This is a genomic window from Nonomuraea typhae (genome assembly GCF_009760925.1).
Taxonomy (GTDB): domain Bacteria; phylum Actinomycetota; class Actinomycetes; order Streptosporangiales; family Streptosporangiaceae; genus Nonomuraea; species Nonomuraea typhae.
The window spans coordinates 394,416-414,369 of record NZ_VRLV01000003.1 but is presented as its reverse complement, the minus strand read 5'-3'; the positions used below and the strand labels follow the sequence as shown (position 1 = coordinate 414,369).

The window sequence follows — 19,954 nt, the reverse complement described above, 5'->3', positions numbered from 1 at the left end:
TAGCCTGCGCCCATGGTCGATCCGGAGCGCCCCGTCCAGGTCGGCGGCTACTGGCTCGCGGCCCGGCTGGGCTCCGGCGGTCAGGGTGTCGTCTACGAGGGCTACGACGAGCACGGCAACCGGGTGGCGGTCAAGGTGCTGCGCGAGGACGCCGGCTTCGGGCGGGATCGGGAGGTGGCGGCGCTGAGCCGCGTGGCCTCCTTCTGCACCGCCCGCGTGCTGGCCCACGATCTGCGGGCGGCGCCGCCGTACCTGGTGAGTGAGTTCGTGGACGGGCCGAGCCTGCGGCAGGCGGTGCGCGCGGGCGGGCCGTACCGAGGGGACGAGCTGCGCAGGCTGGCGACCGGGATCGCGACGGCGGTGGCGGCCATTCACGCGGCCGGGGTGGTGCACCGGGACCTGAAACCGGACAACGTGCTGCTGGGCCCGGACGGGCCGCGGGTGATCGACTTCGGGATCGCGCGGGTGCTGGACCAGAGCGCGACCAGCACGATGGGGGTGGCGGGCACGCCGCCCTACATGGCGCCGGAGGTGTTCAGGGGGCAGAGGGCGGGGCCGCCTGCGGACGTGTACGCCTGGGGCGCGGTGATGGTGTTCGCCGCCACGGCCCGGCCGCCGTTCGAGGGGCCGACCGACGCGGCCGTCATCTACGCCCATCTGCACACCGAGCCGGATCTGTCGGAGGTGCCGCCGCCCCTGCGCGGGCTGGTGGCGCGGGCGCTGGACAAGGATCCCGGGCGCCGCCCGAGCGCCGCTGGCCTGCTGCTGGAGCTGATCGGCGAGAGCGGGCTGGAGCAGGGCAGCCGCGTCGCCGCGCAGGTCCGGCCGCCGCAGGCGCTGGCCGACGGCCGGCCGCCGCTCGGGGAGACGGCCGAGCGGGTGTACGGCGGGCTGCGGGCGGACCAGCAGGAGCTGGTGGCGCAGATCCTGCTGCGGGCCGTCGTGCCGGGCGAGGCGGTGCGCGAGGTGGAGGCGGCCGAGCTCGAGGCGCTGGGCCCGGAGGCGTCGCAGGTGGCGGCGATCCTCGAGGGGGCGGGCCTCGTCGGCCGGGACGGCGGGCGGCTGGCGATGAGCCCGGCCCTGCTGCGGGCCTGGCCCCGGCTACGCGGCTGGGCGGTTTCAGAGGATATTTCGGGATATCGGGTGGTGGGGGACGGGGCCGGGCGCTGGCAGGCGTACGGCAGGCGGCCCGCCGACCTGCCCCACGGCAGCCACCTCGATCAGGCGTTGCGCTGGGCCGCCACCCGCACCGGACGGCTGGCTCCCACGCCCGTCGAACGCGCCTTCCTGGCCGCCGCCCAGGCGGCCGAGGCGGGCCGCAAACGCGTCCGGCGCGCGCTCACCGTCGCGCTGGCCGTCATGCTGGTGCTGGCGCTGAGCGCGACGGGGGTGGCCGAGTACCAGCGGCGCGCGGCCGAGGCCCAGCGCGCGCTGGTCGCCCGCCAGCTCACCGAGGTGAACGCGCGGCACCTGGTGGCCGGGGCCGCCGAGCTGCGCACCGTGGACCCGGCGCTGGGGATGGCGCTGTCGGCGGCGGCCTGGCGGCTGGCCCCGCTGCTGGAGACCAGGGCCGGGCTGCACGCGGCGCTCGCCCAGATCGAACTCGGCCGCTTCGTCCCGCCGCCCGGCCGTATCGCCGTCAGCCCCGACGGCGGCACGCTGGCGGTCCTGAACGGTTTCAACGCCACATTGTGGGACCTGACCTCAGGCAGGAACATCGGCGAGATCGGCGGCATGCCCCTGGAGGTCACCGCCCTCGCGGTCGCCTCGGGCGGCCGGCGCCTGGCCGTGGGCGGCCTCGACGGCATCAGGCTGTGGCAGGACGGCCGCCCGAGCGGCGGCGTGTTCGGCCCGAAAGGGATCTCCGACTACCTGGACCTGGAGAACAGGTGGCCGGGCCTCATGGCCCCGCTGGAGTTCAGCCCGTCGGGCGGGGTGCTCATGGCCAAGGGCCTGGACTTCGTGCAGCTGTGGTCGGTGGACTCACGCACGCAGCTCGTCGTGCCGGGCACCGCGCGCAACGCGGCCGTCGCGCCCGGCGACCGCTACGCCGCGCTGACCGGCGTCGGCGTCTGGGACATGAAGAACGGCGTCAAGCTGCACGACCTGCCCGCCGCCGACTTCGACGGCCTGGCCTTCAGCCCCGACGCCGGGACGCTGGCCATCTCCGGCGACGACGGCGTGCGCCTGATGGACCGGGCGACGGGCCGCCTCGCACCCGAGCGCTACCGGAACGACCAGGCGCGGGGCACGGCCACCCGGACCGCCTTCAGCTCCGACGGCCGCCACTTCGCGGTGGCCCAGGCGGGCGGCCGCATCGCCCTCTGGCGGGCCGGGAACACCGTGCCGGTGACGACCTACACCTCGGCCGACGCCGTGGACGACGTGTGGTTCGCCGGAGCGTCCACGCTGCGCGCGGCCGGTGCCAGTGGCGCGGTGCTCGACCTCGACCTCGCCCCCTACCTGACCGCGCAGGAGCACGAGGGGACGCCCAGCCCCGGCGGCACGCTCCTGGCCGTGCCCCGCCCCGCCTCCCTCGACCTGCTCGCCGCCGGCGCGGTGACCAGCCGCCCGCCCGCCGTCGCCTCGCGCCTGCCCGTACGGCTGGGCGTGAAGGACGGCTTCGGCTTCGGCGCGACGGCCGACCGGCTGGTCACCGCCACCGCGTCCGGCGAGGTCACGGTGTGGGACGTGCCCGGCAGCCGGAAGATCGCCTCCTTCCGGGCGAAGAGGTTCACGTCCGTCGCCTCCGTCGCCCTCAGCCCCGACGGCACGCTCGTCGCCGTGGCCGACGACTCCGGCGGCGCCGCCGGGCTCAGCTGGGTCACCGTCTACGACCTGAAGGGCACTCAGATAGCGGATGAGGACACGCAGGAAGGCCAGAACGTCCTCTTCAGCCCCGACAGCCGCACCCTGATCGTCCTCGGCCCCCAGCCGCAGCGCATCGACCTGCCCGGCGGCACGATCACGCCCTTCGGCGATCAGGCCCTGGACGCGGCCGCCTTCAGCCCCGACGGCCGCACTCTGGTCGTCGCCACCCGGGCGGGCCAGCTGGCGCACGTCGACCCCCGCACCTGGAAAGCCGCCGGCCGGCCGTACCCCGCGGGCGACGAGGTTCTCGGGCTGGCCTTCAGCGAGGACGGGGCGACGCTGGCCGTCTCGGGGCAGCGGGTGACGCTGTGGGACGCGGCCACCCGCACCCGGCTCGGCCCCGGCACGGGCGCGCTGCCCACCCGGCACGTGGCCTTCGGGCCCGACGCGCAGCTCACCGGCTGGGGCCTGCGGATCCCACGGCGTCCCGCCGACCTGCTCGCCGCGGTCTGCCGCCGGGCGGACAGGGTGATCACCACGGAGGAGTGGCACCGCTACGCCCCGGGGATGCCGCTGCGCCCGTGCGGCTGACCCCGCACACTGGCCGGCCCGCGCGGCTCTCGCCCTGAACCGGAACGCGGATGGCTCTGACCGTCAGAGCTTCTCCGCGACCCAGTAGTTCACCCGGCCGCCCGCGTGCACCACCCGCACGACCAGGAAGCCCCTGCCGTCGACGGTCAGCGGCCGGGAGTGCAGGCGTTCGTTGGTCGGCGGGTCGGGGAAGGTGCGCCGGTTCTCGAACTGGAAGACGGTCTCGGGCGGGGCGCCGCGGAAGAACGGCGGGAAGAAGGAGAAGGCGGCGCCGTCGTTCACCCGCAGGATGACCTGGAACTCGTCCGGCCCGCCCGGCACGGTCCTGCGGTAGAACTGGAAGTCGAGCGTCACCGAGCCGCCCTGGCCGGGGGTGCGCACGACCGGGTCGGCCGTGAGCTCGTTCTCGCCGTCGGGGAAGACCAGCGCCCGCACCGCCCGCCACGACTCGGCGAGCTGCCAGCCGCCGACTCCCGGTGAGCGGAAGCTGTCGCGGCCCCACTGGTCGCGGAAGGCGCCGAGCACCTCCCGCACGGCCGGCAGGTCCCGCGCCGGCTCTCCCTGCCGCACCTTGACGTGGTAGGTGACGCCGGTCGCCTGGTGGATCGCCCGGCACAGCTGGAAGCGCCGGCCGCCCTTGACGAACTCCCGGCAGCGTTCCTCCACCTCGTTGGCCGGCCCGAGCGTCACCGCGTTGTAGAAGACCATCGACGACGGCGTGCCCGAGAAGACGGGGAAGTAGTTGGGGATCTCCCTGCCGTCGCGGGTGGCGGTCTCGATGACCTGGTACTCGGTGCGGTGGCGGCGCTCGCGGGAGAACACCTCCAGCCGCAGCGGGATCAGGTCGCGCTGCACCTCCGGGGCGGAGGTGAACTCGTCCGTGCCCGGCGCGAAGCCGTACTGCGGCTCCACCCGATGCCAGACCGACTCCGGCTGCCACGTGCCCACCCCCCGCAGCCGGAAGTCGGACGGGCCCCACATGTCCCGGAACACCTCCAGCGCCTGGCGCGGCGTCGGCAGGTCGGAAGAGATCACCGGTGCCGTCAGGGCGAGCACCACCGCGGAAACCACCGAGAGGACACGACGACCCCGCATGATCCTTCACCTCCGGGAGAGGGTGGCACGAGGTAGTACGTAGCGAGGCGGCCGAAAAGCTTCAGCGCCAGTCGCCGAGCCGGTCGATCACCTTGTCGAAGACGGCACGCTCGCCGGGCTTGGGAGCGTAGACGACGATCTCGTCGAAGCCGAGTTCCCCGTAACGCTCGGCCGTCCGGGCGAAGGCGTCGGCCGAGGCCCAGGGGGTGACGGCGCCGTAGGCGAGCAGGATCTTGCGCACCGGTTCCCGATCGTGCTCCCGCACGAGCCGGTCCAGGGTGCGGATCCGCTCGGCCGAGGCGCGGTGGAAGTCCTCCTCGGCGGCCGCCCCGGGGAAGGTCACCCAGCCGTCGGCGTGCCGGGCGACGACGGCCAGGGCCTTGGGCGCGTTGGCGGCGACGATGAGCGGCAGGCGGCGCTGCACCGGCGGCGGGGTCATCGCGGCGTCCCGATACGGGTAGTAGGGGCCGTCGTGGTCGGAGACGTCCCCGGACAGCAGCCGCTCGACGACGCCGGTGAACTCGCCGAGCCGTGCCGCCCGCTCGGCCGCCGGCCACATGGGCACGCCCGACATCGCGTGGTCGGTCGGCCACACGCCGGAGCCGATGCCGAGCTGGAAGCGCCCGCCGGAGATGTGGTCGAGCGTCACCGCCTGCTTGGCCAGGACCGTCGGCCGCCGGAAGACGACGTTGGCGATGAGCAGCCCGATCGCGATCCCGGTCGTGGTGGCCGCCCAGGCCGCCAGCAGCGAGGGGCCGTCGTGCACCGCGATCGCCGGGTCACGCGGGTTGCGCATGTTGTCGCCGGTCCACAGCCCGTCGAAGCCGGCCTCCTGCGCGATGCCCGCCCAGGTGGTGGCCTCGTCCCAGGTGGCCGGGTTGACCTTGAGTCCGAATTTCATGCGTTCGCCGTCCTTTGATGTGGATTGCCGTGCGCAGGACAACACCGGGGGAGATCGGATTCTGCCCGGCTCTCAGGTGTCGTGGTAGCGGACGTCCGGGCGTGGCCGCCGCTCCAGCACGTCGATGGAGGCCAGGTAGCCCGCGCGGGTCACCCGCGCCCGGACCACGTCGCCGTCGGCGACGCCGGTCAGCTGGCTGCCGAGCGCGCGGATCGCCCGCACGCGCCGCGGGCCGTGGTCGATGGCCAGGTAGTACAGCTTGCCGGTGATGTCGGCCGCGTGCAGCCGGATCACCCGGCCCTCCAGCGTCCGGCGCGGCCTGGCGGCGGCGGCCCGGCTCTTCCACACCGCGCGGTAGATCAACCCGATCGGCAGCACCACGATGATCATGAAGGCGAGGGTGACGAGCCCGCCGCCCACCGTCATGATCATCGAGACCATGAAGGGCTGCGGGTCGTCGGGGCCCAGGGGACGCAGGCCGTACCAGATGCTCACGCCCAGCGCGCTGCCCACCCAGATGCCGAAGATCAGGAAGAGCAGCAGCCCGGTGATCACCTTGTTCTGGCCGGGATAGGTGATGCGGACCCGGTGCCAGAGCCCGCCGTGGTCGGACCAGGCGCGCTCCTCGTCGCGCGGGCGCAGCACGGGCAGGCTGGCCAGCGCCGCGCGCGTGAGACCGAACGCGGCGGCATAGGCCAGCTGCCGGCCCCAGATCGTCACCGCGGCGGACGGCAGCCCGTCCACGTGCGCGATCCCGCGCAGGTGCGTGCGCACGCCGAGCCAATGCGCGGCCGCGGCCCGGCCGCGCCGGGTCAGCCGCTCACCGGCCAGCCGCTTGTCGAAGGCGGTCGTCACGACCAGCCCCGTCAGCAGGATGTGCGGCGTGAGCGTGCCCACCGCCCCGGGCATCAGCGTCAGGTCCGCCAGCACGCCCAGCAGCAAGGCGGCGATCAGGCCGGTGATCGACATGCCGGTGCCGGGGCCGCCCGCCTTCCTGGTCAGGCCCAGCGCGCGCGCCTCCTCGATCACGCTCTTCTCGAAGCCGTCCCGCCAGCGGCCCAGCTCTCGGCTGCCCTCGGCGATCGCCTCGGTGGCCACGACGCCGGTGCCGCCCAGCGCGGTGAGATGGTCCAGAACCATCAGCTCGTACGGCTTGAGCCCGCCCCTGTCCCGAGCCCGGCGCAGCCGTACCAGGCAGAGGCCGGGGCCGACCTCCTCGATGCCGGCGTGACCCCGCGCCGCCAGGTCGAGCACCGTGGCCGCGGCCGCCTCGTGCGTGAGCGTGCCGTTCTCGGTGATCAGGTCGACCACGGCGGGGGAGAGCCCCTCGAACTCCGGGGCGGCCGCGGCGCGGCCCACACGCGGGCCCTTGGCGGCGCGGATGCGCGCGACCAGCTGCAGCAGCCACAGCAGGGCGAAGGCGGCGGCCGCGATCGCGACCGGCGGCGTCAGCGCGGCGAGCTCGTCCTGCCCGATCACGGTCAGAACCTGACCTCGACCGGGCCGCGCTCGGGGTCGGCGGTGCGGAAGTACTCGCGTTCGCGATGCCCGGTCAGCCCCGCCACCAGGTTGGACGGGATGGTGTGCAGGGCGTTGTTGTAGGCCAGCACGGCGTCGTTGTAGTACTGCCGGGCGTAGGCGATGCGGTTCTCGCCGGTGGCCAGCTCTTCCTGCAGGGCGGCGAAGTTCTCACTGGCCCGCAGGTGCGGATAGGCTTCCGCGATCGCCAGCACGCCGCCGATCGCCGTGCTCAGCGTGGCCTCGGCCTGCGCCCGGCGTTCCGGGCCGGCGGGCTGCGCGGCGGCGGCCCTGGCGGCGAGCACCGCCTCCAGCGTCTGGCGCTCGTGCGCGGCGTAGCCCTGGACCGTGCGCACGAGGTTCGGGATGAGGTCGTGGCGGCGCTTGAGCTGCACGTCGATCTGCGACCAGGCGTTGTCGACGGCGTTGCGCTTCACCACGAGGCTGTTGTAGATCAGGACGACCAGGAGCACGCCCAGCAGGAGCAGGGCGAGCACGATGAGGATAGCGGTCACCCTCATCATGTAACGCGATGCGCTTGCAGGCGGCATGACATTCCCCTGACTGAGGTCAGTCGCCGCCCCTTTCCCCCACGGTCGTCAGCCGGAGCGTCTGCCACCCGTCCGCGCCCGGCACCACCCGCCAGGACGGTGGGAACGTGCGCACCATCCCGTCCGCCGCGGCCGCCAGCCGGGCGCCGCCGAGCTCCGCCGTCCCCAGCCCCTTGGCCCCGCTGAACTTGACCGTGCTCGTGAAGGTCGCCGCACGGAACTCGGCGACGCCGATGAAGGCGGCCTCGCGAAACCAGGCGGGACCGGCGAAGGTCGCCCCGCCGAACCCGGCCGGACCGGTGAAGAGCGTCTCGCCGAACTCGGCGGCCCCGGCGAACGTCACCTCGCCGAACCGGGCCGCGCCGGCGAAGGCCGCCTTCCTGAACCAGGCGCCGCCGGTGAACAGCGCGTTGCCGAACTCGGCGGTGCCGGTGAAGGTCGCCTCCCCGAACCCGCCCTCCTCCGTGAAGGTCGCCCCGCTGAACCCGGCGGTGGCCGCGAAGGCCGCCTCCCCGAACCAGGCGGTGCCGGTGAACGTCGCCTCCCCGAACCAGGCCGGACCGGTGAACCGTGCCTTGCCGAACTCGGCGTCGCCGCAGAAGAGCGTCTCCCCGAACTCGGCGGCGCCGGTGAAGTCCGTCCCGCGGAACTCGGCGGCGCCGGCGAAGCAGGCCCCGCCGAACCGGGCCGCGCCGGTGAAGACCGCCCCGCCGAACCCGGCGGTGCCTACGAACCTCGCCCCCCGGAACTCGGCCTCGCCGATGCGGCAGCCGACCAGGCTGAGGTCGATCAGGGTGGCGCCGGTCAGGTCGAGGCGCGTGCCGGGCCAGTGCCGGACGTTGGGGTCGGGCGGCCGCCGCCACCCGCGGCGCCCGGCCGGCGGCCGGTAGCGTAGGTGATCGACCAGAATGCGCTGGGCGGTCAGGCGGACCTGGCGCTCCTCCTGCGGGTCGTGCCTGGCCCCCACCCTGGCCACGCCCCCGACCGCGCCGCGCGGCACCCCGGGCTCGCGCGCCTCCTCGGCCGGGGCCTGGTAGGGCATGCGCAGGTAGGCGCAGATCACGTCCACGACGGTCTGGCGCAGCGCCGGGGTGTCCTGGGCCAGGCGCTCCAGGGCGTACAGGCCGCCCAGCCGTACCGGAGCCTGGGCGTTGCCGAGCTGCTCGATCGCCTTGGTGTAGAGCTCGGTCACCCGGCGTTCCGCGGCGTCGTGGGTGGTGTGCGCGGCGGTCAGCTCCTGATGGCGCTGGCGGCGCACGGCGAGCATCAGGGTCACCGCGGCGCCCACTCCCGCGGCGGTCGCCAGCCCGGTGCGCATCGCCTCGATCCGCGCCGAGATCTGCTGCGGGACCGGAAGCTGCCGGAGGTCCTGGAGCAGCCATTGGACGGTGCCCCACGCGGCGACGCCGATCAGCAGCGCTCCGGGCACGATCCACCACCACACCGAATGCGGCGTGCGCAGTCCGGGCGGCGGCGCGGAGGGTCTGGGGGAACGCCGGAGGAGGCCCATGCCCCTATTTCACTCCGTGACGGCGCCGGCCGCGTGGGATCCTGACCTGATGTCCGAGGTGTCAGAGGAGAGGATCCGGGCCAACCTGGCCGCGTTCGAGCGCCGGCCGGCGCCCGATGCCGCGGGGCTGCGGCGGGCGGCCGTGACGGTGTGCGTGCTGCGCGGGCGCGAGCCGTACCTCATCGTCATCCGGCGCGCCCCACGCGGCCGCAACGCCGGTCAGTGGGCGCTGCCCGGCGGCGTCCTGGACCCCGGCGAGCAGGCCGCCGACGGCGCCCTGCGCGAGCTGGCCGAGGAGACGTCCCTGACCGGTGTCGAGGTGGCCGGCCTGCTGGACGACTTCGTCACCGACTCCGGCTTCGTCATCACGCCGGTCGTCGCCTTCGGCGGCACGCAGCGCGCCGTCGCCGACCCGCGCGAGGTCGCCGCCGTCCACGAGATCCCGCTGGAGCGCCTGCTGGCGCCGGGCGTGCCGCGCTGGCGCGGGCGCCTGCTGCAGATGCCGCTCGGGCCCTCGATCGTCATCCACGCGCCGACCGGGGCGATCTTGTGGCAGTTCGCCGAGGTCTGCCTGCGCGGGCGCCCTCAGCGGGTGTACGGCCTGGCCCAGCCGTCCTGGACGCGGACCTGAGGCTAGGAGGCCGCGGCCTTGACGCTGGCGGCGTAGGCGGAGACGTACTCCTGGCCCGACAGCCGCTGGATGGCCGCCATGATCTCGTCGGTGACGCGGCGCCGGTCCCGGGCGTTCTTGTAGTCGCCCTCGAACCACATGGGCTCGCCGATCGTGATCCCGATCCGTGCCGGCCGCGGCACCCGGGCGCCCATCGGCATCACCTTCTCGGTGCCCGACAGCGCCACCGGCAGCACCGGCTTGCCGGTCTTGAGCGCCAGCCAGGCCACGCCGATCTTGCCGCGGTAGAGACGGCCGTCGGGGGAGCGGGTGCCCTCCGGGTGGATGCCGAACAGCTCGCCGCGCTCCAGCAGGTCGGCGGCAGCGTCCAGCATGGCCTGGGCGGCGTGGGCGCTGTCCCGGTCGGTCGGCAGGCTCCCGCCCAGCCGCATGAACCACTGCGAGACCGGATTGCCGGAAAAATACTCGCTCTTGGCGGCAAAGGTGACATGCCGCGGCAGGAGCGCCGGCAGGAGGAAGGAGTCGATCATCGACAGGTGGTTGGCCGCCAGGATCGCCCCTCCAGCCCTGGGCACGTTCGCCGCGCCCGAAATGTGCGGGCGGCACATGACGGTCGCGAGCGGGGCAGCGGCGAACTTAACCACTTGGTACAGCAACAAGGTCTCCTGAGTCGATCTCGCTCGGCGCCCACCACCATATGGCAGCCGCCCCACTCGGCGGCCCGCAGATCGCTTCTTCAGCCCGTCAGGTCGGCCACGTAGGTTCCGATGGCCAGCATGAGGAGGCCCGACGTGAAGCCCAGCAGGATCGCCAGCCCGCAACCGGTCCCGCCCTCGACGGGCCTGACCACGCGTGGCGGCACCGGATCGAGGGCCGACCAGATCGGGCGGGACTCCAGGAGCACGAAGAGCGGCGCCCCGATCTGGCCGACGGTGAACAACCAGAACCACGCCCACCGGTTGGCCAGTCTCGGCCGGCTGAACAGCATGACGACAAGAGCCATGACCCAGGCCGCCTGGACGACCTGGCCGTAGCGATGCGGCACCTCGCCGAGCCAGGCCGGCCAGAATCCGCTCTGGCCACCGCGTGGTTTCCGGATGAGCCTGCCGTCGAAGGATGCCCTGGCCAGATCCGTGGTGAACCGCTCGATCGGGTAGCCGGCGTTCCAGGCGTCCTGAGCCATTCGCCAGACCAGGGAATCGGTGGTCCAGATCAGGCTGGACGCGATGAGGGTGTCGCGGTCCTCCGGCGTGGCGTACCCGTCGCGGACCACGATCGCCTCGACGCGCCCGGCGCGCAGGTCACGCTGGAAGTCCGCGAGCCACCCCTGCGCGGGGGTCATGCTCAGAGCGGTGAGGAACACCCCCCAGAGCAGCGTCACCAGAAGGACGAAGCGGACCGCCAGGCCGGCCACCCGCCAGGGCATCGCGATCTCCATGCGTCAGCCTTCCGCCGATGGGGCCGACCCTAACCCTCCTTGATCGGGAATGCGCCCTGTCCTCATCCGCCTACCGCGGATGGTGGACCCGTGTACCGCGGCAGGGGGACAAACCGGTTCAGCCTGTGCGCAGATGTCCGCGCGGCGGCTCCCGGACCAGAATGAAACCCGCAGCGACTGGGCAGGCGCGGTCGATCCGGGGGCGAGGCCGTGCCGTACCAGTCGCTGCGCACCACCACCCGGAGGGCGGGTCAGCCGAGCCAGGCGCGCGTCAGGGCCTGGACACCCGAGCCGTCCAGGTCCGTGAGCTTGGCTGCGGCGAACTCGCGCACCGCGGGGGAGGTCTGCACGCGGAAGGCGGGCGCGGCGCCGGTCAGCGCCTCGATGATCGGCGCGGCGGCCTCGTCCGGCGTCTGCGCCTCCTCGAACGACGTGAGCGTCCGGTCGATGTACGCCTTCATGGCCTCGCCGTACGGCCCCGCGGCCGCGATCGCCTCGGTCACGGACACCCCCAGGTTGGCGACGAACTCGGTGGCCACCGGACCCGGCTCGACCACGGTGACGCCGACGCCCGCGGTGGCCGCGACGGGGGCCAGGGACTCCATGAAGCCCTCCACCGCGAACTTGGCCGCGCAGTACGCCTCGTTGAACGGCTGGCCGACCACGCCGCCGATGCTGGTGACCGTGATGACGCGGCCCCGGCCGGCGCGCAGGTACGGCATGGCCGCCTTGGTGACCGCCACGACGCCGAAGAAGTTGACCTCCATCGTCGCGCGGACGTCGTTCATGCTGCTCAGTTCGATGGTGCCGACGTGCCCGGCGCCCGCGTTGTTGACCACGGCGTCGAGGCGGCCGTGCTCGGCGAGCACCTCCCGCAGGCAGGTCTGGATGGACTCGGGGTCCACCACGTCCAGCCGCTTGACCTGGACGAGGCCGGCGACCCCGGCCTCGGCGGCGGCGCGGGTCAGGTTCGCCGCCTTGGCGGTGTCGCGCATCGTGGCGATGACCTGCCAGCCGGCCTTGGCGGCGCCCACGGAGGCGGCCAGGCCGATGCCGGAGGAGGTGCCGGTGATCAGGACGGTCTTCGAGGTGTTCACTGGATCTCCCGTCTAGTTGGTGTGTGTGCACACACTATATGCGTGTGCACACACACGCAAATAGGTAGGCTGTCTCCATGGCCCGCACCGACATCAGCCTGGGTGACCTCTCCGCTCGTGACCACGCCTTCTACGGCCTGATCTGGGCCGGCACCACGCTCTCCGCCCGGATTGACCAGGCGCTGACGCGGGCGCACGGCATGCCCCTGTCCTGGTTCGAGGTGATGCTCTGGCTCAGTGGCCAGAATGAGCCGGTGGCCGCCTCCGACCTGGGGGCCAAGACCCTGCTCAGCCGCAGCCAGGTCTCCCGCGTCGTCGACTCCCTGCAGGCCCGCGGCCTGGTCGCCCGCGTCCCGTCGCCCGACGACGCCCGGTCCGTGCGCGTCGCCCTCACGGCCGAGGGCCGCCGGGCCTTCGCCGAGGCCGACGCCACCCGCCGCGAGGCGCTGCGCGAGATCTTCGACGACCTCCTGGACGACGCCGACATCCAGGCCCTGGGAACCGTCTGGGCCAAGCTCAAGGGCGGCAGCCGTACGGAATCGTGCTGACGTGTGTCCTTTAGAGTGCATTCGTCCGCGCACGCGGCCCTGACCGAGGAGCGACCTTGACCGAGACGGCGTCCATGTCCGTGCAACAGGAGATCGCCAGGGATCTCCAGGTGAGCCAGACCTTCGACGCGCACCACGAGATCGAGCGCCGGGTGGCCTTCCTCGCCGGGCAGCTGACCTCCACCGGCCTGCGCTCGCTCGTGCTGGGCATCAGCGGCGGCGTGGACTCCATGACGGCCGGCCGGCTGTGCCAGCTCGCGGTCGAGCGGGTGCGCGCCACGGGGCGGGAGGCGGTGTTCTTCGCGATGCGCCTGCCGTACGGCACGCAGGCCGATGAGAAGGACGCCCAGCGCGCGCTGGAGTTCATCGGCCCGGACCAGGTGCTGACCGTCGACGTACGCCCGGCCAGCGACGCCGCCCTCGAGGCGCTGCTGGCCGGCGGCCTCACCTTCCGCGACGCCCACCAGCAGGACTTCGTGCACGGCAACATCAAGGCCAGGCAGCGCATGATCGCGCAGTTCGCGGTGGCGGGCGCGCACGACGGCCTGGTGGTGGGCACCGACCACGCCGCCGAGGCGGTCTCTGGCTTCTTCACCAAGTTCGGCGACGGCGCGGCCGACGTGGTACCGCTCACCGGCCTCACCAAACGCCGCGTCCGCGCCCTCGCGCAGGCGCTGGGCGCGCCGGCCGAGCTGATCACGAAGATCCCGACCGCGGACCTGGAGACGCTCAACCCGGGCAAGCCCGACGAAGACGCGCTCGGCGTGACCTACGACGACATCGACGACCTCCTGGAGGGCAAGCCGGTCGGCGAGGCCGCCTTCACCGCCATCGTCGCCCGCTACCGCCTCACCGAGCACAAGCGGCAGCTCCCCATCACCCCCTGACGCCGGGCGTCTCGTCCGAGGTCAGGGCCGCGGCCAGAGTGTCGGCCTCCTTCCACACCGCCGGATCGATCCAGTACCCGCCGTGCCCGCCGATCGGCGGGTACGGCTGGCCGTACTGGAACAGGCTGGACGGCGGGTCGGGCAGCAGGCGGTCCACGGCCGGGCGGGCGGCGGAGAAGACGGGCCCGCCCAGCGGGTCGGTGAGGTAGTGCACGTTGACCCAGCCCCGGGCCCCGGCGAGCCCCGCCAGCACCTCGTCGTGGAAATAGGCGGGGAAGGCCCAGTTGTAGAGCTTGTGCGCCGGGGAGCCGAAGGTCAGCAGGGCGAAGCGGCCGGCGGCCGGCAGGCAGCCGGGCTGCAGAAGGGCGGCGATGGCCAGGATCGAGCCCTGGCTGTGGCCGACCAGCAGGACACGGCCGCCGTTGTCGTGCAGCCACCACATGCGCCGCTGCAGCTCGGGGACGGCGCGTTCGGGGTAGGCGGGCGGCGAGAACGGGTGATAGCAGCGCGGCCAGAACGTGCCGACGTCCCACAGCACGCCGACCATGCGGCGGTTCTGCGCGTCGCTCCAGCCCATGCGCAGCGCGGCCAGGAACCCCACGGGGATGAGGGAGGCAACGGCGGCGCCGACGGTGACCAGCCAGAGGGGCGGCGGCGGTCCCGCCTGGCCGAAGCGCCACTGCGCCCAGGCCAGCAGGGCGACGCCGAGCAGGGCCAGGCCGGTGAACAGCAGGTCGAGTTCGCGCATGGAGCCCGACACCCAGCGGGCGCGGGCCACCCCGAGCGCCCAGGCGCGGTCGGCCAGCGCCGAGACGTACCACCGGCGCGGGCCGGGCCGCGGCTGCTCGCCGGCCTCGCGCGCGCGGTACTCCGCCTCCACGTCGTCGGACCCCACCTGCAGCAACCGCACGAACCGCACACCCAGGACGATCGCCACGAACGCCACCGGAGTGAACACCAGGTAGGCCATGACCTGCCCGAACATCGGAAACACCACGATGACCGGCTCACCCCCGAGCGTCGCCGGCCCGGTGTAGCCGTAGACGACCGCGCCCAGGAGGTCGGACACCCTGATGAGCAGCCCGATCAGCACGAGGTTCAGCCCGATCCCGGCCAGCGCGACGACGACGACCGGCGCGCCCCAGCGGAACCCGCGCTCGCCCGGCCCGCCGCCGGTCACCGCGGCGACGGCCAGCACGGCCGTGAGCGCCGCCACCGTGAGCCCGAACCCGGCGTAGAAGACGGTGATCGCCTCGCGGAGCCCGGGCGTCTCGCCCACTTGGTTCCCCGGCCCGGCCGCGGAGGTCCACGCGAACGCGGCCGCCGCCGCCAGCGCGACCCACGAGGCGGGGCCCAGCCACGGTTCGAGACGCTCCAGGAGCCGGTCGCCCGCGAGCGCCGCCAGCGCCCCGACCAGCGTCAGCCCCGCCAGACCCAGCGCCAGCGGGTAGGCGATCGGCCACCCGGGCGGGCCCGCCGCGTGGCCGGTGTACGCGATCAGAGCGGCCAGGAACGCGATCGCGGCGGCACTGTGGGTACGGCTGAGCCGCGCGGCCACGTCGTAGCCGTCCCAGAACCACGGGTCGGCCATCCCGCCGCCCAGCGCCGCGGCGCTCACGGCCGGCCCCTCCCGTACGGCTGCGCCGACCTGCCCTTCCTCGTCCTTCGCTTGCTGAACAGGAGGCGCGACGGCCTCATACCTGCGCCGCGACGTATGCGCCAGCAGGGCGAGCAGCACGATCGCGACCAGCGGCACCACGGCCCCGAGCAGGATCCGCCGCCCCGCGGACTCCGTCATCCCCGGCCAGGCCAGCGGCCACAACCACCACGGACTCGCGCACCCCGCCCGCCCGCCGCACTGATACCCGACGTACCCCGACCCGATCGCGGTCAGCAGCAGCACCAGATTGAGCGTCAGCGCCAGCGCCGCCCACCGCACCACCGCCCGATACAGCGCGAACAGCACGCGGCGCCCCGGCAACGTCCTCGGGCACATCCACCCCGCCACGTTGGCGAGCATGAACGGCAGCAGGAGCAGCCAGAGAATCCGGGTCGCGCTCCGCGAGGTCAGCCCGCCCCACGAGTAGGCCTCGACATGCCTGCCGCCGGCGTCGCGGGTGCGGTAGAAGCCGGCGATGTCGTCCCCCGACACCTGCCGGGGCGCCGGATCGCCGAGCAGCTCGGCAGGGGTGGCGCCGCCGACCCCGTGCACGCGCAACTCGGTCACACCCGCCAGCTCGGGATCCTCGGCCATGGCGACTCCTCGGACTCGTGCCTCGCCATCCCCGAACACTTCCGACGTTAACAGCAGCGACGCGGACGCAGAGGAGACTCAGGCAATCAGCTTCGCGAACCTGGCCATCTCCGCCGGCGGATCCACCACCGGCTGGATGACGACCTCGTCGACCCCCGCCTCCTCCAGGGCGGCGATCCGGGCGACCAGATCGTCGTGGGTGCCGACCAGGGCCAGGGCGTCGATCAGCGAGGGCAGGACGAGGTCCCTGTCCGCGGGCGCGATGCGGGCGAGGTAGCCGGGGTACAGGGCGAGGTGCCGGTCCGGGGTGTCGGACGTGGTGGCCCGCCGTACGAGAAGGGTCTGGACGGCCTGGCGCTGCTCGGGGGAGAGCCCCGCGGCGAACGCGGGCGTGTCGGCGGCGAAGGTCAGGAACGACAGGGCGAGATGGCCCGTCGCGTCCCGGGCGGCCGCGCCGTACGGATCCTCGTCCTCCTCCAGCACGTGCAAGGGGACCATGAGATAGGAGTCGCCGTCACCCGAGACTCGATGAAGGGCGTGCCAGGCGGCAGGATCGGGCAGCCCTATGGAAATGAGGCCGGCGCCGCGACGCCCCGCGACCGCAGCCGCCTTCGGACCGAGCGCGGCCACCGCGAACTCGACCGGATCGGCGGTGTTCACCGCGCCGCCCGGGTGCAGCAGCCGGACGGCGCGGCTCTGATGCTCGACGGTGTGCCCGGCGCACAGGCCCTGGAGCGCGGCGGTGAAGCTCTCGAGCTCGGCCGTCGTCCCCGGCAGCAGCCCGAGGGCCCGGCGGGCGGTGTTCCCGGTGCCGACGCCGCAGATGACCCGCCCCGGCGCCAGCGCGTTCAGGCTGGCGAACGCCGCGGCCGCGGCCGGGACCGACCGCAGCGCCGGGGACGTCACGCCGATGCCTAGCCTGACGCGGCTGGTGACCTTGGCGCACAGGGCTAGCGTGACGAACGGATCGGCGTGCAGGACCGGCGTGTCGTAGACCCAGAAGCTGCTGAACCCCAGATCCTCGGCCAGTACGGCAAGCTCCTCCGCACCGGGTTGTGCCATGATCACGATGCCTTTGCGCATGAGGCCGCTCCGGGAGGTCGTCGTGTCCGTACCTTCGATGGGGAGCATGCCCTGGATCGGGCAACGTGAAGAGGCGCCCCGCGTCATTGCGTGGGGCGCCTCTTGGTACGTCAAGGCCGCTGTGGCGGTCGCCTCCTCGGCGAGAGGCACAACACGGCTCCAGCCGAACGGTATTCCGTGAAGGCGGTAATTTGCGGCCCGGGGGACACAAACCACAGCGGCATCCTGAGTTAAGCACACGCCTGGGCGATGGAGGTAATCGTGACCATGTGATTGCTTGATCTAGGACCGCGTGCCGCGATCTACGACCGTGCCGGCTCCGCCCGTCATCAGGACGAAGCCAGGCGCGGCGCCTACCCGATCGGCTGCGAGCAGGTGGCCGCCGTCTGGTCCGTGGTGAGCGGTGAATCGCCGGGCCCCGAGGCCGGCCTGCGTGGTGGCGGGTTCTTCGCGCGCCCGCGCGTCGGGTGGCCCCGGAAAGTTCCGGATAGCCGAGGCATTTCCCGGGAAGGGCCGTTTCGCAAGATTCGCTGCCCAAGCACAGCAGATGCACAAGGACGTACGTACTCCCTGCGTACCCGGGTCTTCTCCTGTGCCAGGCGAAGACCCGGCGGCCTGGCATCTGGCTGACGTCCTCGCCGACGATCGCATGTCATGGGCGGGCCGATGACGTGCCCAGATGTCGCTCGTCGAGTCAGGCGGGGGCGATCGCCCGGTTGCCGGTGAACGTCCGGGCCGGGGTGTCAGGGCTTTGCCGGATCAGAACGATGCCGTAGGCGACGATCCAGGCGACCCACATCAGCCAGCCCAGGAGGCCGAGGAGGCTGAGGGCCCCGCCGTCGTCGATGACCCAGTGGGCGAGGGTGGCCGAACTGAACTGCAGCGCAGCGGCCAGCAGTCCCACGGTGGCGTGCCATGGCCGGATCAGCCCGGTGCGCAGGCCGCCGAGGGACAGGCCGAGGAGGGCGAGGGCAAGGAAGGTTCCGTTGAGGGTGAACACCGCATCGTGCAACGCCCACAGGCCCATGGTCGCGGAGCGGTCGTGCGGGGCCGTCGCGGTGAGGGCGAGGCGGGTTGCGACGACTCCGGCGAAGGTGGCGTTTTGAAGGGCCAGGCCGGCGAGTCCGAGCAGTGACCACGCTTCGCGGCGGTCCCGCTCGGAGCGCCACAACGCGGTGAGCGCGCCGGCGCCGAACAAGGTGGCCAGGATCCACGCGGCGGGGGTGAGCGCGGATCCGATGCCGATGGTGAGGTCCTCGGTGGCGAAGAACGCGGTGACCTCGCCGATCTCGGCGCCGGTGAGTGGCAGGCCGGCGGGCATCATGATCACGTTGGCGAGGACGATCAGGGTGGCGAAGCCGATGGCGGCGATGCCGCCGATCCGGGTGAAGCCCATGGTGGCCGACTTGGATTTACCTATCATATATTCATTATAAGTCGCGTAAACTCAGAGAGGGCAAGGCATGGACGCAGAGCAGGGCCGACGTCGCTACGACTCGCTGCGTCGCACGACGCAGGCGCTGGAGACCCGGGCCGAGATCGCCCGCGCCGCCCGCCGGCTCTTCGACTCACGGGGCTGGGCGGACACAACCGTGCGCGAGGTGGCGCGCGAGGCGGGAGTTTCCGTGCCCACGGTGTATGCGACGTACGGGAACAAGACCGGGCTGACCCGGGCCGTGGCTGATTCGGCGGACCTGTCCGCCGACGCGCCGCGGATGCTCGCGGAGTTGGAGGCCGCAGCGGCCGACCCCGCGCGCCAGCTCACGGCGATGGCCGCCTACGACCGGCGGCTGTTCGAGCGCGCGGGCGACGTCATCCTGCTGATCCGCGAAGCGGGCCGCAGCGAACCCGAACTCGCCACCGTTTACAGCGACGGCCGTAAACGGGGGGACGAAACCCGGATTCAGGTCTTCTCCTCCTGGCCGCCCGGCACCCTTCGAACCGGCCTGGACCTGCAGTCTGCCGTCGACGTCTACGCGGCCATCTGCAACATCGACGTCTACACCACTCTCACCACCGAACGCGGCTGGAGCCCCGACCGCATTCAGCAGTGGTGGGGGCAGGCACTGGTCCGCGAACTTCTGAGCCGGACACCACGAGCGTGACTCGAAAGCGGGGCGCGCGCTGAACCGCACCGACGAAGCGCTCTGCCGATCCCGCACTCGCCACGGCGAGCACCGCTATGAGCATGGAGCCGGGCAAGGACACCTCGACGCTGTCCGGCGGCCAGGCGGCGGCATTGCCGCCAGGAGCGGATGCAGCAAGCGGGCGGGCGTGCAGTAGATCTGGTCGCTGATCCGCGACGGCCAGGCCGTCGTCACCAACCCCTCCCCCTGCGCCCCGATATCGGGGACCGTCACTGGGGCCGAGGCAGCGTGTGGAGCCAGTACGCTCCCTGGTTGCCCGAGATGTTGTACGGCGTCCGCGCCGCACTCGGATAGCCGTACGTGGTGGGGATGGCGTTGCCTCGTGTGCTGTCCCGGGAGGCTTCGGGGGTGTTGTAGATGCTCTCGACGGTGATGGCGACCGTACTGCGAGCCTCAGCGGCCGCAGAGAGGAGGTCGCTGTAGAAAATCTGGAGGCGGGCCTTGCAGCCCGTGCATGGCCCGATGTTGCTGATCAGGATGACCTGGAGGCTCTGGGTGGCTACCTTCAGTCCTTGCTCAGTGATCCAGTCGTAGGCGTCGAGCAGAGTGGCGACCTCGCTGTCCTGCTGCGACAGCTTGGCCTCGTCCACGCTGATCTCTGCGGGACGTACAGCGCCGTTGTTCGCCGTGAGGGTGTAGTAGCCCTCGCCTGACCTGGGTGCCTTGACCGGGGTCAAGTAGCAGCTTGCGGAGTCGCCCTCGGAAGGGACGTTACCGTCGACGATCACCATGATGCGGGAGAACAGGCCGGGTTCCCCCACACGATGGTCCCGCCCGGCGTGCTCGTGGATCGTGGCCAGTTCCCGCACGATCGCCTGGGTTCTCGCGTCAGGGCTTTGAGCGTGAGTGTGGGACATCGCCGTCCTCCTTCATCAGGTGATCTCCACCCTCC

At 72.7% G+C, this 19,954-nt stretch carries 17 protein-coding genes; 5 read left to right on the top strand and 12 right to left on the bottom strand.

All coding sequences use genetic code 11. The annotated features are described in order from the left end of the window. The first annotated feature begins 12 nt into the window (after positions 1-12). Positions 13-3,402, top strand: a complete 3,390-nt coding sequence (locus FVE25_RS14005; RefSeq protein ID WP_157247056.1) for a serine/threonine-protein kinase — start codon at positions 13-15, stop codon at positions 3,400-3,402. A 63-nt stretch (positions 3,403-3,465) separates the two neighbouring features. Here the strand turns inward: FVE25_RS14005 and FVE25_RS14000 are convergent, their stop codons facing one another. The 5 genes from FVE25_RS14000 to FVE25_RS13980 form a co-directional block, all read right to left on the bottom strand. After that, positions 3,466-4,497, bottom strand: coding sequence for a hypothetical protein (locus tag FVE25_RS14000; protein WP_157247054.1), 1,032 nt, complete (start codon positions 4,495-4,497; stop codon positions 3,466-3,468). Positions 4,498-4,558: 61 nt separating this feature from the next. Continuing rightward, entirely contained in the window at positions 4,559-5,398 is an 840-nt protein-coding gene (locus FVE25_RS13995; RefSeq protein WP_157247052.1) for an LLM class flavin-dependent oxidoreductase, read from the bottom strand. 72 nt (positions 5,399-5,470) lie between these two features. Beyond that, a complete protein-coding gene (locus FVE25_RS53820) occupies positions 5,471-6,877 on the bottom strand; it encodes a DUF2207 family protein (protein WP_181019582.1) in 1,407 nt (468 codons plus the stop codon). A 2-nt stretch (positions 6,878-6,879) separates the two neighbouring features. Next, positions 6,880-7,431 (bottom strand): LemA family protein, encoded by a 552-nt coding sequence (locus tag FVE25_RS13985; RefSeq protein ID WP_425489488.1) that lies wholly within the window; start codon positions 7,429-7,431, stop codon positions 6,880-6,882. Between the two features lie 55 nt (positions 7,432-7,486). Then, the gene (locus tag FVE25_RS13980) at positions 7,487-8,977 is read right to left on the bottom strand and encodes a pentapeptide repeat-containing protein (protein WP_157247048.1); all 1,491 of its coding nucleotides are present in this window, start codon (positions 8,975-8,977) and stop codon (positions 7,487-7,489) included. Between the two features lie 49 nt (positions 8,978-9,026). Between FVE25_RS13980 and FVE25_RS13975 the strand changes: the two genes are divergently transcribed. Continuing rightward, entirely contained in the window at positions 9,027-9,608 is a 582-nt protein-coding gene (locus FVE25_RS13975; protein ID WP_157247046.1) for an NUDIX hydrolase, read from the top strand. A gap of 2 nt (positions 9,609-9,610) precedes the next feature. Here FVE25_RS13975 and FVE25_RS13970 read toward each other — a convergent pair whose 3' ends face one another. From FVE25_RS13970 to FVE25_RS13960, 3 genes are all read right to left on the bottom strand, one after another. Beyond that, positions 9,611-10,264, bottom strand: coding sequence for a lysophospholipid acyltransferase family protein (locus FVE25_RS13970; RefSeq protein WP_246266998.1), 654 nt, complete (start codon positions 10,262-10,264; stop codon positions 9,611-9,613). A gap of 80 nt (positions 10,265-10,344) precedes the next feature. Next, positions 10,345-11,046, bottom strand: coding sequence for a hypothetical protein (locus tag FVE25_RS13965; RefSeq protein WP_157247044.1), 702 nt, complete (start codon positions 11,044-11,046; stop codon positions 10,345-10,347). Between the two features lie 251 nt (positions 11,047-11,297). Then, on the bottom strand, positions 11,298-12,143 hold the full coding sequence (locus tag FVE25_RS13960; RefSeq protein ID WP_157247042.1) for an SDR family oxidoreductase: 846 nt from the start codon (positions 12,141-12,143) through the stop codon (positions 11,298-11,300). 77 nt (positions 12,144-12,220) lie between these two features. On the opposite strand from FVE25_RS13960, the gene FVE25_RS13955 reads away from it, so the two are divergent. Together FVE25_RS13955 and nadE are read left to right on the top strand one after the other, a co-directional pair. Continuing rightward, positions 12,221-12,691 carry a MarR family winged helix-turn-helix transcriptional regulator gene (locus tag FVE25_RS13955; RefSeq protein ID WP_157247040.1) on the top strand — a complete coding sequence of 157 codons (471 nt, stop codon included), beginning with the start codon at positions 12,221-12,223 and terminating at the stop codon, positions 12,689-12,691. Between the two features lie 56 nt (positions 12,692-12,747). Then, a complete protein-coding gene (gene nadE, locus FVE25_RS13950; protein WP_157247038.1) occupies positions 12,748-13,578 on the top strand; it encodes an ammonia-dependent NAD(+) synthetase in 831 nt (276 codons plus the stop codon). On the opposite strand, the gene FVE25_RS13945 is transcribed toward nadE, so the two are convergent. The 3 genes from FVE25_RS13945 to FVE25_RS13935 form a co-directional block, all read right to left on the bottom strand. Further along, the gene (locus FVE25_RS13945) at positions 13,568-15,832 is read right to left on the bottom strand and encodes a hypothetical protein (protein ID WP_157247036.1); all 2,265 of its coding nucleotides are present in this window, start codon (positions 15,830-15,832) and stop codon (positions 13,568-13,570) included. The genes nadE and FVE25_RS13945 overlap by 11 nt on opposite strands. A gap of 78 nt (positions 15,833-15,910) precedes the next feature. Further along, positions 15,911-16,963, bottom strand: coding sequence for an LLM class flavin-dependent oxidoreductase (locus tag FVE25_RS13940; protein ID WP_246266997.1), 1,053 nt, complete (start codon positions 16,961-16,963; stop codon positions 15,911-15,913). Positions 16,964-17,609: 646 nt separating this feature from the next. Continuing rightward, on the bottom strand, positions 17,610-18,338 hold the full coding sequence (locus tag FVE25_RS13935) for a hypothetical protein (RefSeq protein ID WP_181019581.1): 729 nt from the start codon (positions 18,336-18,338) through the stop codon (positions 17,610-17,612). A gap of 40 nt (positions 18,339-18,378) precedes the next feature. Here FVE25_RS13935 and FVE25_RS13930 point away from each other — a divergent pair, with 40 nt between their 5' ends. Beyond that, entirely contained in the window at positions 18,379-19,020 is a 642-nt protein-coding gene (locus tag FVE25_RS13930) for a TetR/AcrR family transcriptional regulator (protein WP_157247034.1), read from the top strand. 251 nt (positions 19,021-19,271) lie between these two features. Here FVE25_RS13930 and FVE25_RS13925 read toward each other — a convergent pair whose 3' ends face one another. Beyond that, on the bottom strand, positions 19,272-19,919 hold the full coding sequence (locus FVE25_RS13925) for a hypothetical protein (protein WP_157247032.1): 648 nt from the start codon (positions 19,917-19,919) through the stop codon (positions 19,272-19,274). Positions 19,920-19,954 lie beyond the last annotated feature (35 nt).